Origin of the sequence: Streptomyces sp. SudanB5_2050, assembly GCF_964272335.1 — a bacterium.
Lineage (GTDB): Bacteria > Actinomycetota > Actinomycetes > Streptomycetales > Streptomycetaceae > Streptomyces > Streptomyces rochei.
In genome coordinates, this window is record NZ_OZ186760.1 from 6,316,053 (window position 1) to 6,327,959 (window position 11,907).

The following is an 11,907-nucleotide window of genomic DNA, read 5'->3' on the forward strand; positions in this document are numbered from 1 at the left end:
CTGACAGGAGGGAACAGCAGCATGAGCAGCCGTACCGTCATCCGCGGTGGCCTCGTCGTCACCGCGTCCGACGAGATCCACGCCGACGTCCTGATCGAGGACGGCCGCATCGCCGCCCTCGCGGCGACCGGCACCCCGGCCGCCGAGGCGTTCACGGCCGAGCGGACCATCGACGCGAGCGGCAAGTACGTCGTCCCGGGCGGAGTCGACGGCCACACCCACATGGAGATGCCCTTCGGCGGCACGTACGCCGCCGACACCTTCGAGACCGGCACCCGGGCCGCCGCCTGGGGCGGCACGACCACCATCGTCGACTTCGCCATCCAGAGCGTCGGACACTCCCTGCGCTCCGGCCTGGACGCCTGGCACGCCAAGGCCGAGGGGAACTGCGCGATCGACTACGCCTTCCACATGATCGTCTCCGACGTCAACGAGAAGACGCTCAAGGAGATGGACCTGCTGGTGGAGGAGGGGGTGACCTCCTTCAAGCAGTTCATGGCCTACCCCGGGGTCTTCTACTCCGACGACGGCCAGATCCTGCGGGCCATGCAGCGCGCCGCCGAGAACGGCGGGCTGATCATGATGCACGCCGAGAACGGCATCGCCATCGACGTCCTCGTGGAGCAGGCCCTCGCCCGCGGCGAGACCGACCCCCGCTACCACGGCGAGGTCCGCAAGGCACTCCTGGAGGCCGAGGCCACCCATCGCGCCATCCGGCTCGCGCAGGTCGCCGGGGCGCCGCTGTACGTGGTGCACGTCTCGGCGGCGGAGGCGGTGGCCGAGCTGACCCGCGCCCGCGACGAGGGTCTGCCCGTCTTCGGCGAGACCTGCCCCCAGTACCTCTTCCTGTCCACCGACAACCTCGCCGAGCCCGGCTTCGAGGGCGCCAAGTACGTGTGCAGCACCCCGCTGCGGCCCGCGGAACACCAGGCGGCCCTGTGGCGGGGCCTGCGCGGCAACGACCTCCAGGTGGTCTCCACCGACCACTGCCCCTTCTGCTTCAGCGGGCAGAAGGAGCTGGGCCGCGGCGACTTCTCCAAGATCCCCAACGGGATGCCGGGCGTCGAGAACCGCATGGACCTGCTCCACCAGGCCGTCGTCGACGGGCACATCAGCCGCCGCCGCTGGATCGAGATCGCCTGCGCCACCCCGGCCCGGATGTTCGGCCTGTACCCGAAGAAGGGCACCATCGCGCCCGGCGCCGACGCCGACGTGGTCGTCTACGACCCGCACGCCGAGCAGGTCATCTCCGCCGAGACCCATCACATGAACGTCGACTACTCGGCGTACGAGGGCAAGCGGATCACCGGCCGGGTGGAGACCGTGCTCTCGCGCGGCGTACCGGTCGTCACCGAGCGGGAGTACACCGGGCGCAAGGGCCACGGCGTCTACACCCCGCGCGCCACCTGTCAGTACCTGAACTAGGAGTGGTGCCCATGGACTTCGGACTCGTCCTGCAGACCGACCCGCCGGCCTCCCGCGTCGTCGAGCTGATGAAACGCGCCGAGGACAACGGCTTCCGCTACGGCTGGACCTTCGACTCGGCCGTGCTGTGGCAGGAACCGTTCGTGATCTACAGCCAGATCCTGGCCCAGACCTCGGAACTCGTGGTCGGCCCGATGGTCACCAACCCGAGCACCCGCACGCCGGAGGTGACCGCCTCCACCTTCGCCACCCTCAACGACATGTTCGGCAACCGCACCGTCTGCGGCATCGGACGCGGCGACTCCGCGATGCGCGTCGCCGGACGCAAGCCCAACACCCTCGCCCGCATAAGCGAAGCCATCAAGGTCGTCCGGGCGCTGGGCAGGGGAGAGGAGGCCGACCTCGGCGGCGGCACCGTCGTCCGCTTCCCCTGGATCAAGCCGGGCGCCGAAGTCCCCGTGTGGATGGCCGCGTACGGCCCGAAGGCCCTGAAGATGACCGGTGAGGAGGCCGACGGCTTCATCCTCCAGCTCGCCGACCTCTACCTCACGCAGTACATGGTCAAGGCGGTCAAGGACGCCGCCGTCGCCGCCGGACGCGACCCGGACGAGGTGACGATCTGCGTCGCCGCCCCCGCCTACGTCACCGCCGACGACTCGCCCGAGGCCCTGGCCCACGCGCGCGAGCAGTGCCGCTGGTTCGGCGGCATGGTCGGCAACCACGTCGCCGACCTCGTCGACAAGTACGGCGCCCACACCGGCGCGGTCCCCGACGAACTCACCGACTACATCAAGGCCCGCCAGGGCTACGACTACGCCCACCACGGGCGCAGCGGCAACCCGGACACGCGGTTCGTGCCGGACGAGATCGTCGACCGGTTCTGCCTGATCGGACCGGCCGAGAAGCACATCGAGAAGCTCAGGGCCCTGCGCGCCCTCGGCGTCGACCAGTTCGCGCTGTACGACATGCACGACGCGCAGGAATCCGTGATCGACGCCTACGGCACGCGGATCATCCCGGCCGTCAACGCCTGACCCGACCCCCTCCCCCTCCGGGGGGAGGGCCCCCAGGACGCTCCCGCGCACCCCCCTCGGCACCGCCCGCACGGCCTCTCCCGTCCCACCGCACGATTGGCCTGCCCATGACCGACACCGCGCCCACGGCGATACCGCCGTCCGCCCAAGTCACCCTCCCCGACGGGCGCGTGGAGCTCGCCCCGGGCTCCCCGCCGCCGAGCGGCCCCTACGCCAACGAGGACCTGCTGCCGGTCCCCGTCGAGAAGCGCACCTGGACGACGTACAACTTCTCCGCCCTGTGGGTCGGCATGGCCCACAACACGGCCTCCTGGACGCTCGCCTCCGGTCTGATCGCCGTCGGCATGGACTGGAAGCAGGCGGTGTTCACCATCGCCCTGGCCAACCTGATCGTGCTGGTGCCGATGCTGCTCACCGGGCACGCGGGACCCAAGTACGGCATCCCTTTCCCGGTCTTCGCCCGCGCCTCCTTCGGCATCCGCGGCGCCAACCTGCCCGCCGTGGTGCGGGCGCTGGTGGCGTGCGGCTGGTTCGGCATCCAGACCTGGATCGGCGGCGAGGCGATCTACTTCCTGGCCGGCAAGCTGATCGGCGACGGCTGGACGGACGCGGGAGGCTTCGGCGGCCACCCCTGGACCATGTGGCTGTCGTTCGCGATCTTCTGGGCGATCCAGGTCGTCATCATCTATCGGGGCATGGAGACCATCCGCCGCTTCGAGAACTGGGCGGCGCCCTTCGTGCTGGTCGGCGCCTTCGTGATGCTGTGGTGGATGACCGACAAGGCGGGCGGCTTCGGCCCGCTCTTCGACCAGCCGTCGAAGCTCGGCTGGGGCGCGGACTTCTGGGCGCTGTTCTGGCCCTCCCTCATGGGCATGATCGGCTTCTGGTCCACGCTGTCCCTCAACATCCCCGACTTCACGCGCTACGGGAAGAGCCAGAAGGCCCAGACCCGCGGCCAGGCCCTCGGCCTGCCGACCACGATGACCCTGTTCGCGTTCCTGTCCGTCATGGTCACCTCCGGCTCGCAGGCCGTCTACGGGGAGCCGATCTGGGACCCGGTGAAGCTCGCCGCGAAGACGGACAACGTGGTCGGGCTGCTCTTCGCCCTGGTCACCGTCCTGGTGGCGACCCTGTCCGTGAACATCGCGGCCAACCTGGTCTCGCCGGCCTTCGACTTCTCCAACGTCGCCCCGCGCAAGGTCAGCTTCCGGGCCGGCGCGATCGTCACCTGCGTCCTCGCCGTACTGATCTTCCCGTGGAAGCTGTACTCCGACCCGCAGGGCTACATCTTCACCTGGCTCGGCCTGGTCGGCGGGCTGCTCGGCACGGTCGCGGGCATCCTCATCGCGGACTACTGGATCCTGCGCCGCGCCCGCCTCGACCTGGTCGACCTCTACCGGACGGGCGGACGCTACTGGTACGGCGGCGGCTGGAACTGGCGGGCGGTCCTCGCCTTCGCCGTCGGCGGCGTCCTGGCCGTCGGCGGCGCCGACTTCCACCCGCTGGTCGACGGCCGTCCGGTGCCCTTCCTCGAACCGCTGGCCGACTACGGCTGGGCGGTCGGCCTGGGCACCTCCATGGCGCTGTACCTGCTGCTGATGCTGCTGCCCGCCACGCGTCCGGCCCGGCGCTAGCCTTCCTCCAGGGCGGCCACCGCTTCCTTGGCCGCCTTGATGGCCCCCTTGTTGACGGTGTCCGAACCCGGCGCCTTCTTCGACTCGAAGTCGCTGCCGTTGTACGTGATCATCACCAGCGCGTTGGCGGCGCGGACCAGCACCGTCCCCTCGCGGGTCTGCTGCCCGTCCTCCGTGGTGAGGTTGACGACGGAGTAGGCGGCGTCGCCGAGGCCCGGCACCTCGCCCCCGCCGCTCCGGTCGGCCACCCGCTCCTTGTACGACTTCAGCGCCGCCTCGTCCGACGCCATCACCTCGAAGGAGACGTCGAGCCAGCGGTAGTCGTACCCCTTGAGCGCGTTCCAGGAACAGGTGCGCCGGACCGCGGTGTCCGTGGACGGGATCTCCTTGCCGGCCGCCTTGGCGCCGGGCACCAGCGAGGTGACGGTCTTCCCGGCCAGGCTCTCGCAGGGCGCCGGGGCGGTGGCGTAGGTCTTCGTCACCGCCTCGGTCGCCGGTGCGGACGCGGACCGGTGCACGGTGTCGGGCGGCGTCTCGTCCTTGGCGGCCGGCGTGGTCGGATCCGGCCCGGACGACAGCGCCCAGCCCGCCGTGGCGAGCACGGCGACCGGCGCCAGACGCGCGGTCAGGGCAAGCGGCAGGGGAAGAGGACGCAAGGCGCACTTCTCGTGGGGACGGTGCGGAGGGGGTCCGCACTGCGGACGGGACGCCAGTGTCACACGAGTCCCTGTGGGGCGGAAGGGCGAACTCGGTGCGTGGCCGGGCGGTGACGCAGACACACCGACGCACGGCCGGAGCGCCCCGCCCGGCCGCCGGTCGTCGCCCGTCAGGGGCGGCCCGGCGGCGGTGTCCGGCGGGGCGCCGGCCGAACAGTGGTCACCCGCCGGACAGTGGTCACCCGCCGGACGTCCGGCCGCGTCGGCGACCGGTGCCCGGGGCGAACGGGAGGAGTAGGTCCTCCGGGCCGGCGAGGCGTGAGGCGGGCAGCGCGCCGCCCGGCAACGGCGACAGCAGGAACTCGACGAGGTCCGGCTCGGCCCGTGTCGGGGCCGCCTCCGCGGTGTCCGGTGCGACCGTTCCGGTCCGGTGACGGCCGGTGGCGAGGTTCATGAGGGCTCCTCCACGGTGGTGGGTGCGGACAGGGTGCTCTCGACACGGTCCACGGCGGCGAACGCGCCGTACGCGACGAGGTGCACCAGGCAGTGGTCGGTGTGCTCGGGGCGGCGCCACGCGGCGACGTCCGCCGGGCCGATCCGGGACGGCGCGAGGGCGGCCAGCAGCGCCAGCCGAGCGCCGGGCCGCCGCTCGCGGTCGGGGAAGGGGTCCGGGTCGACCGGCGGCCGGGACCCGTCCCACTTCCGCAGGGCGGTGCGCACGAGGGCCTGGTCGTCGGCGTCGAGGAGGCCCGCGCCCAGGGCGGCGGCCGCGCGCAGGGCGGCGTAGGCGGGGCCGACCGGCGTGCCCGCCGCCCAGGCGGGTCCCGGGCCGGGCGTGTCGAGCAGGGGCAGGGAGGCGCCGGGGACGGCGGGGCGGCGCACGGTACGGGACAGGGAGCGGCCCACCAGGCTCCGCACCGGTCGCAGCCGCTGCGCCTCGCCGGGAAGCAGCCTCTCGGAGACCAGGGCCGACACGATCCGGTTGATGAAGTGGAAGGCCAGCGCGGTGCCCAGATAGCCGGGCGCCTCCTCGCGCGGGAACGGCGGGGGCTCCCGCCCGGCGTCCGGGCTCCCGGTCCGCCGGGCCCAGTCCAGCACGCGCGCGTGCCGTTCGTCCGCCGGCTCGCGGCCCCGCGCCAGCCGCTCGGCCAGGGCGTGGTCGCCGGTCGCGTGCAGCAGCATCGTGTGCGCGTCCACGCAGAACCGGCACCCGTTGGCCTCGGACACCCCGAAGGCGGCGACCTCCTTGCCGGTCCGGTCGCCGGGGCCGGCGATCAGGGACTCGCGCATCAGCGCCCAGGCGGGGGCGAGGAGCGCGGGGGCGGAGGACAAGGCCACGAAGGGTGCGGGTCCGGGGATGCCGAAGTCCCGCGCGATCTGCTCGAAGACCTCCGCGACGCGGCCGGTGGCGGCCTCGGGCGGCAGGGGTGCGGTGTGACGGAAGGGTGTGGGCATGGACAGCAGAGTGCGCCGGGGGGACGCCCTCGGTCGTCGTACGGCCGGAGACGGTCCGTCCTGCGCCGCCGGGGCCCGTCCCGGGCGGCGACTACTTCGGCGGGAGTAGTCCGCAAGCCGTCCCCAGGGCCGACGCGGTCGCGCGGCGGGCGCGTCTAGGGTGCGGGCATGAGTGGGCGTCAGACGGGACCGACCGGCCGTGACCGGCTCGCCGACGTGGCCCTCGCGGTCGTCGTCGGCGCCCTCGGCACGACCGTGGCCGCCTTCGACGACGACACCACGGCCCTCGACCACGTCCTCGTCGCCCTCGCCTGCGCGGCGCTCGCCTTCCACCGCACCGCCCCGCGCGCGGTCCTGGCCGCCGCCACCGTGCTGGGCACCGCGTACGTCGTGCACGCGCACCCCGGGCCGCTGTCGGCGCTGCCCGTCCTGGCCGCGGTGCACACCGCGGCCCGGGTCGGCCACCGGGGCGTCGCGGCGGCCGGCGGCGCGGTGTTCCTCGCGGGGTACGTGGCATCCGGTCCGGGGACCCAGGACGCGGCCGAACGGGCCGGACTGCTCGCCGGCTGGTTCCTGTGCGCGGTGGTGACCGGACTCGCCGACCGCAACTGGCAGGCGTACCTGCGCCAGACCGAGCAGCGCGCCCTGGAGGCCGAGCGCACCCGCGAGGAGGCGGCCCTGCGCCGGGCCGGCGAGGAACGCCTGCGCATCGCCCGGGAGTTGCACGACTCGCTCACCCACAGCATCTCCATCGTCAAGCTCCAGGCGGGCGTCGCCGTCCACCTCGCCCGCAAACGCGGCGAGGAGGTGCCGCCCGCGCTGCTGGCCATCCAGGAGGCGAGCGGCGAGGCGATGCGCGAACTGCGCTCGGCCCTCCAAGTGCTGCGCGCCGACGAACCGGCGGGCACCCCGGCGCTGCTCGTGGAGCGGGCCCGCGCCGCCGGACTGGCCGTGGACCTCACGGTCACCGGCACGCGGCGCACGCTGCCGCAGGCCGTCGACCGGGCCGCCTACCGCATCGTCCAGGAGGGCCTGACCAACGCGGCCCGCCACGCGGGACCGGCGAAGGTGTCGGTGCGGATCGACTACGGAACGGAGAGCGAGGGGGAGTTGACGGTGGCCGTGGAGGACGACGGCGCCGGCGACCCGGCCAGGCCACCGGAGCCGGGCGCCGGACTGACCGGCATGCGCGAGCGGGTCACGGCCCTCGGCGGCACCCTCCGGGCCGCTCCGCGCGCCGAGGGCGGCTTCTCGGTGCGTGCCGGACTCCCGCTGGGGGAGCGGGGATGAGCGAGGCGGTCCTCAGGGTCGCGCTCGTCGATGACCAAGCGCTGATGCGGGCCGGCTTCCGGGCGCTGCTGGACGCCGAGGACGGCATCGAGGTGGTCGGCGAGGCCGCCGACGGGGAGCAGGGCGTGGCGCTGGTGCGCGCCGAGGTACCCGACATCGCCCTGGTCGACGTGCAGATGCCGGTGATGACGGGCATCGAGGCGACCCGCCGTATCGCCTCCGACCCCGCCCTGGCCGCCGTCCGCGTGGTGATCCTCACCAACTACGGCCTGGACGAGTACGTCTTCGAGGCGCTGCGGGCGGGCGCGAGCGGCTTCCTGCTGAAGGACACCGAGCCGGCCGACCTGCTCCAGGCCATCGAGGTCGTCGCGCGCGGCGAGGCCCTGCTGTCCCCGAAGGTCACCCGCACCCTGATCGGCGAGTTCGTCGCCCGGCCCCCGGACCGGGCCACCGCCCCCGGCCTGGACCGCCTCACCCGCCGCGAACGCGAGGTCACCGCGCTCGCCGCGCGCGGTCTGAGCAACGAGGAGATCGCCGCGCACATGGTGATCAGCCCGCTGACCGCCAAGACGCACATCAGCCGGGCGATGACCAAGCTGGGCGCCCGGGACCGGGCCCAACTGGTGGTCTTCGCCTACGAGTCCGGCCTGGTGGAGCCGCGGCGCCGTTAGCGTCCGTGCCGTGCCGTGCCGTGCCGCGTCGTGCCGAGGCGTCGCGGCACGCGCGAGCCGCTCAGGGCACTGCGTGCGGCCCAGGGCACCGCGTGCGGCGCAGGGCAGTGCGCGCGCTCAGGGCACCCGCGCGGTCCACTCCGCGGAGCCGAACTTGGTGCGCGCCAACTCCCTCGCCCGGGCCAGTTCCTCGTCGGTCACCTTGCCCTGGGTGAGGCCGTACCGGCCGCCGAAGGAGGTGATCATGCGGTCGATCACGGCCTCGCGCGGCAGACCGGTCTGCCGGCGCAGCGGGTCCACCCGCTTCTTCGCGCTCCTGGTGCCCTTGTCGGACATCTTCTCCCGGCCGATGCGGAGCACCTCCAGCATCTTGTCAGCGTCGATGTCGTACGACATGGTCACGTGGTGCAGCACGGCGCCGGGACCGCCCGCGGGGCCGACCACGCGCTTCTGCGCGGCTCCCGCGATCTTGCCCTGGTCGGTGGCGATGTCGTTCAGCGGCTGGTACCAGGCGCGGATGCCCAGCTCGCCGAGGGCACCGAGCACCCAGTCGTCGAGGTAGGCGTAGCTGTCCTGGAAGGAGAGCCCCTGCACCAGAGCGTCCGGCACCGACAGCGAGTAGGTGATCGTGTTGCCGGGCTCCACGAACATCGCGCCGCCGCCGGAGATCCGGCGCACCACCTCGATGCCGTGGCGGGCGGCGCCCTCGGGGTCCACCTCGTTGCGCAGCGACTGGAAGCTGCCGATGATCACCGCCGGGGCGCCCCACTCCCACACGCGCAGCGTCGGCGGACGCCGGCCCGCCGCCACCTCGGCGGTCAGCACCTCGTCCAGGGCCATGTGCAGGGCGGGCGACTGCGGACCCTCGTGGATCAGCTGCCAGTCGTAGTCCGTCCAGTCGGTGGCGTGCGCGAGCGCGCGGCGCACGGCGATCCCGACGCCCTCCGAAGTCAGCCCGTACATCACGGTGCCCTCGGGCAGCGCCGCGTCGATCCGGGCGGCCAGTCCCGCCGCGTCGGTGTCGGCCGGGGCGCCCTCCAGCGCGCGGTTCACGGCGTCCAAGGCCTCGTCCGGTTCGAGGAAGAAGTCGCCCGCCACGCGCACGTGCCGCAGCACACCGTCCTCGGCCTCCACATCCACGACGACCAGCTTGCCGCCGGGGATCTTGTACTCACCGTGCACCGTTCCGCCTCCGTTTCCCTACCCCGGGGCAACAGCGGCGCGGGCCGCGCTGTTCCCCGGTCCGGCCCGTCGGCCCCGTCCGGCTAGCCTGAGCGCATGCGTGTCACCAGGGACCTGCCGACGCTCGCCGCGGGCGAGGTGGACGTGTCCTTCGTGATCGAGGCGTACGAGGAGGTCGTCGCCACCGACACGGCGTGGACCGAGCACTCCCACCCGTGGCACGAACTGCTCTGGAACGAGCACGGCACCTCGACGGCCGTGGTCGGCTCCCAGGTGTGGTGCATCACGCCGACCCTGGGCCTGTGGATGCCCGCCGGGCAGCCGCACTCCGCGTCCGCGGTCGCCGGCACCGCCTACCGCGCCCACTTCTTCCGGCACGGCACCGTCTCGGCCCTGCCCGACGTGCCGGTGGCCGTGGAGATCACGCCGCTGCTCCGGCTCCTCACGGAACGGCTCGCGGAGCCCGACCTGCCGCCGGCCTCCCGGGCGGTGACCGAGGCGATGGTCCTCGACGTGCTGCGGCCGTCGCCCCGCGCGCTGCTGGTGCAGCTGCCCACCTCGCCGTTGCTGCGGCCCATCGTGGACGTGGTGCGGGCCGATCCCGCCGACCAGCGGACGCTGACCGGCTGGGCGACCGCCCTCGGGTGCAGCGCACGCACCCTGACCCGTGCCTTCAGGGCGGAGACCGGCACGAGTTTCGCCCGCTGGGTCGCCTCGGTGCGCGCCCAGCACGCCGTCCGGCTGCTGGCCCTGGGCTTCGAGGTCGAGGTGGTGGCCGAGGCGGTCGGCTACCGCTCGGCGAGCGCCTTCGGCGCGGCCTTCCGGCGGACCACCGGCATGACGCCCGGCAGGTTCCGCGCGCGCTGAGCGACGCGGGGCGCGGGGACGGAGCGCCGCCCGCTGTCCCGATCGCTACAAGGGGTGGCGGAAAATCTCGATTGCCCCGGCCGCGCCCGCTTCATACGCTGTCCCGGCAAGTGAGGCTCGCCTTACTTCGCCTCGCTTGCCGTAGCGCATCCGGTGCCCTCCGCCACGCCCGTACCCCTTCCCGCGGTCCACGGTGCGGGCCACGGCACCCCGACCGAAAGCGGAACCGGGCCGATGAACACCCCACGCCTGCGTGCACGCGCACGTGCCCACCCGGACGGCCGTGCTCGTCCCCGCCCCGCCGGGCCGACGCCCGTTCCCGCCGGGAGCCGCTGAACCATGACCTCCCGACTCGCCTCGGTGCTGCCCGACCTCGCGCCCTGGCGCTCCTCCCGCGACTTCCGCCTCCTGTGGGTGCAGGGCCTGGTCACCTACCTCGGCAGCGTGATGGCGCTGATCGCGCTGCCGCTCCAGATCAAGGACCTGACCGGCTCACCGCTCGCCGTGGGCGCCATGGGCGCGGTCGAACTCGTGCCGCTGGTCGTCTTCGGCCTGTACGGCGGCGCACTCGCGGATGCCGTGGACCGCCGCAGGGTCATCGTCCTGACCGAGGCCGGCCTCGGCCTGCTCGCCCTGATCCTGCTGCTGAACACCCTGCTGCCGAACCCCATGCTGTGGCCGCTGTACGTGGTCGCCGCCGGCGTCGCCGCCCTCGCCGGGCTCCAACGGCCCGCCATGGACTCGCTGCTGGCCCGGATCGTGCCGCACGACCAGCTCGCGGCGGCCGCCGCGCTGAACGCCCTGCGCTGGCAGGCCGGAGCCATCGCCGGACCCGCGCTGGCCGGGCTGGTCGTCGCGTACGCGGGCAACGGCCCCGCGTACGCCACCACGGTGGTCTGCTTCGCCGTCTCCGTCCTGATGTGCCGTCGCCTGACGCCCGTGCCGCCCCACGAGAAGGCGGCCCGCCCCTCCCTGCGCGGCATCGTCGAAGGCGCCCGGTACGCCTGGTCCAGGCCGGTGCTGCTGGGCACGTACGCCATCGACCTCGCCGCGATGTTCTTCGCCTTCCCCAACACCATCTTCCCGTTCCTCGCCGACGAGCTGGACGCCGACTGGTCGCTGGGCCTGATGTACGCGGCGGGCTCCGTCGGCTCCCTGCTGGTCAGCCTGACCAGCGGCTGGGTCTCCCGCACCCGGCGGCACGGCCTGCTCGTGGTGTTCGGCGCCGCCGGCTGGGGCCTGGCCATGGCCGCGGCGGGCTGGACGGCCAACGTCTGGCTGGTGCTGGTGTGCCTCGGCCTCGCGGGGGCCGGGGACATGCTGAGCGGACTGGGCCGCTCCACCATCTGGAACCAGACCATCCCCGACCGGCTGCGCGGACGGCTCGCCGGCATCGAGGTCCTCTCCTACAGCGTCGGCCCGCAGCTCGGCCAGGTCCGCGCCGGTGCCATGGCGGGCTGGACCGGCGCCCGCCCGGCGATCTGGACCGGCGGACTGGCCTGTGTGGCGGCGGTGGGCCTGCTCACCGCCGCCCTGCCGCGGCTCGTCGCCTACGACGCCGACACCGACGAGGACGCCCGCCGCCGCGCCGCCGAGCACGGGCTGCCCGGGCAAGGGGCAGCGCCGGCCACCGGGACCGAGGACGCCGCGCCGGGGGAGGAGCCGTCGAGGACCTGACCCGGCCGGTGCCCGC

11 protein-coding genes are annotated in these 11,907 nt (G+C 73.6%); 7 read left to right on the forward strand and 4 right to left on the reverse strand.

From position 1 onward, the window contains the following. Positions 1-21: 21 nt before the first annotated feature. The 3 genes from hydA (at position 22) to ACFZP7_RS27975 (ending at position 4,093) form a co-directional block, all read left to right on the forward strand. Positions 22-1,425, forward strand: coding sequence for a dihydropyrimidinase (hydA, locus tag ACFZP7_RS27965; protein WP_086875547.1), 1,404 nt, complete (start codon positions 22-24; stop codon positions 1,423-1,425). A gap of 11 nt (positions 1,426-1,436) precedes the next feature. Next, a complete protein-coding gene (locus ACFZP7_RS27970; protein ID WP_385636498.1) occupies positions 1,437-2,459 on the forward strand; it encodes a TIGR03842 family LLM class F420-dependent oxidoreductase in 1,023 nt (340 codons plus the stop codon). A 107-nt stretch (positions 2,460-2,566) separates the two neighbouring features. Beyond that, the gene (locus ACFZP7_RS27975; RefSeq protein ID WP_030968690.1) at positions 2,567-4,093 is read left to right on the forward strand and encodes an NCS1 family nucleobase:cation symporter-1; all 1,527 of its coding nucleotides are present in this window, start codon (positions 2,567-2,569) and stop codon (positions 4,091-4,093) included. Here ACFZP7_RS27975 and ACFZP7_RS27980 read toward each other — a convergent pair. The 3 genes from ACFZP7_RS27980 to ACFZP7_RS27990 form a co-directional block, all read right to left on the reverse strand. Then, positions 4,090-4,749 carry a hypothetical protein gene (locus ACFZP7_RS27980; RefSeq protein ID WP_125768777.1) on the reverse strand — a complete coding sequence of 220 codons (660 nt, stop codon included), beginning with the start codon at positions 4,747-4,749 and terminating at the stop codon, positions 4,090-4,092. The genes ACFZP7_RS27975 and ACFZP7_RS27980 overlap by 4 nt on opposite strands. Positions 4,750-4,987: 238 nt before the next feature. After that, entirely contained in the window at positions 4,988-5,203 is a 216-nt protein-coding gene (locus ACFZP7_RS27985) for a hypothetical protein (RefSeq protein WP_385636501.1), read from the reverse strand. After that, positions 5,200-6,204 (reverse strand): carboxymuconolactone decarboxylase family protein, encoded by a 1,005-nt coding sequence (locus ACFZP7_RS27990; RefSeq protein ID WP_385636502.1) that lies wholly within the window; start codon positions 6,202-6,204, stop codon positions 5,200-5,202. The genes ACFZP7_RS27985 and ACFZP7_RS27990 overlap by 4 nt, the downstream gene beginning before the upstream one ends. Positions 6,205-6,372: 168 nt before the next feature. Between ACFZP7_RS27990 and ACFZP7_RS27995 the strand changes: the two genes are divergently transcribed. Both ACFZP7_RS27995 and ACFZP7_RS28000 read left to right on the forward strand, forming a co-directional pair. Beyond that, positions 6,373-7,494, forward strand: a complete 1,122-nt coding sequence (locus ACFZP7_RS27995) for a sensor histidine kinase (protein WP_385636505.1) — start codon at positions 6,373-6,375, stop codon at positions 7,492-7,494. Beyond that, complete coding sequence (locus tag ACFZP7_RS28000; RefSeq protein ID WP_019328593.1) at positions 7,491-8,165, forward strand: response regulator transcription factor; 675 nt, start codon at positions 7,491-7,493, stop codon at positions 8,163-8,165. Before ACFZP7_RS27995 ends, ACFZP7_RS28000 begins: the two co-directional genes overlap by 4 nt. A gap of 117 nt (positions 8,166-8,282) precedes the next feature. Here ACFZP7_RS28000 and ACFZP7_RS28005 read toward each other — a convergent pair whose 3' ends face one another. Beyond that, complete coding sequence (locus ACFZP7_RS28005) at positions 8,283-9,347, reverse strand: biotin/lipoate A/B protein ligase family protein (protein ID WP_019328594.1); 1,065 nt, start codon at positions 9,345-9,347, stop codon at positions 8,283-8,285. Positions 9,348-9,443: 96 nt separating this feature from the next. Here ACFZP7_RS28005 and ACFZP7_RS28010 point away from each other — a divergent pair, with 96 nt between their 5' ends. Both ACFZP7_RS28010 and ACFZP7_RS28015 read left to right on the forward strand, forming a co-directional pair. After that, a complete protein-coding gene (locus ACFZP7_RS28010; protein WP_385636506.1) occupies positions 9,444-10,214 on the forward strand; it encodes an AraC family transcriptional regulator in 771 nt (256 codons plus the stop codon). 339 nt (positions 10,215-10,553) lie between these two features. Continuing rightward, positions 10,554-11,891: an MFS transporter gene (locus ACFZP7_RS28015; protein WP_019328596.1), complete on the forward strand. Its 1,338-nt coding sequence runs from the start codon at positions 10,554-10,556 to the stop codon at positions 11,889-11,891. Positions 11,892-11,907: the final 16 nt, after the last annotated feature.

What these genes read in the sequence shown, in the direction of transcription:
- hydA (WP_086875547.1), top strand. Translation starts at nt 22, where the DNA reads ATGAGCAGCCGTACCGTCATCCGCGGTGGCCTCGTCGTCACCGCGTCC.
- ACFZP7_RS27970 (WP_385636498.1), top strand. Translation starts at nt 1,437, where the DNA reads ATGGACTTCGGACTCGTCCTGCAGACCGACCCGCCGGCCTCCCGCGTC.
- ACFZP7_RS27975 (WP_030968690.1), top strand. Translation starts at nt 2,567, where the DNA reads ATGACCGACACCGCGCCCACGGCGATACCGCCGTCCGCCCAAGTCACC.
- ACFZP7_RS27985 (WP_385636501.1), bottom strand. Translation starts at nt 5,203, where the DNA reads ATGAACCTCGCCACCGGCCGTCACCGGACCGGAACGGTCGCACCGGAC.
- ACFZP7_RS27990 (WP_385636502.1), bottom strand. Translation starts at nt 6,204, where the DNA reads ATGCCCACACCCTTCCGTCACACCGCACCCCTGCCGCCCGAGGCCGCC.
- ACFZP7_RS27995 (WP_385636505.1), top strand. Translation starts at nt 6,373, where the DNA reads ATGAGTGGGCGTCAGACGGGACCGACCGGCCGTGACCGGCTCGCCGAC.
- ACFZP7_RS28000 (WP_019328593.1), top strand. Translation starts at nt 7,491, where the DNA reads ATGAGCGAGGCGGTCCTCAGGGTCGCGCTCGTCGATGACCAAGCGCTG.
- ACFZP7_RS28010 (WP_385636506.1), top strand. Translation starts at nt 9,444, where the DNA reads ATGCGTGTCACCAGGGACCTGCCGACGCTCGCCGCGGGCGAGGTGGAC.
- ACFZP7_RS28015 (WP_019328596.1), top strand. Translation starts at nt 10,554, where the DNA reads ATGACCTCCCGACTCGCCTCGGTGCTGCCCGACCTCGCGCCCTGGCGC.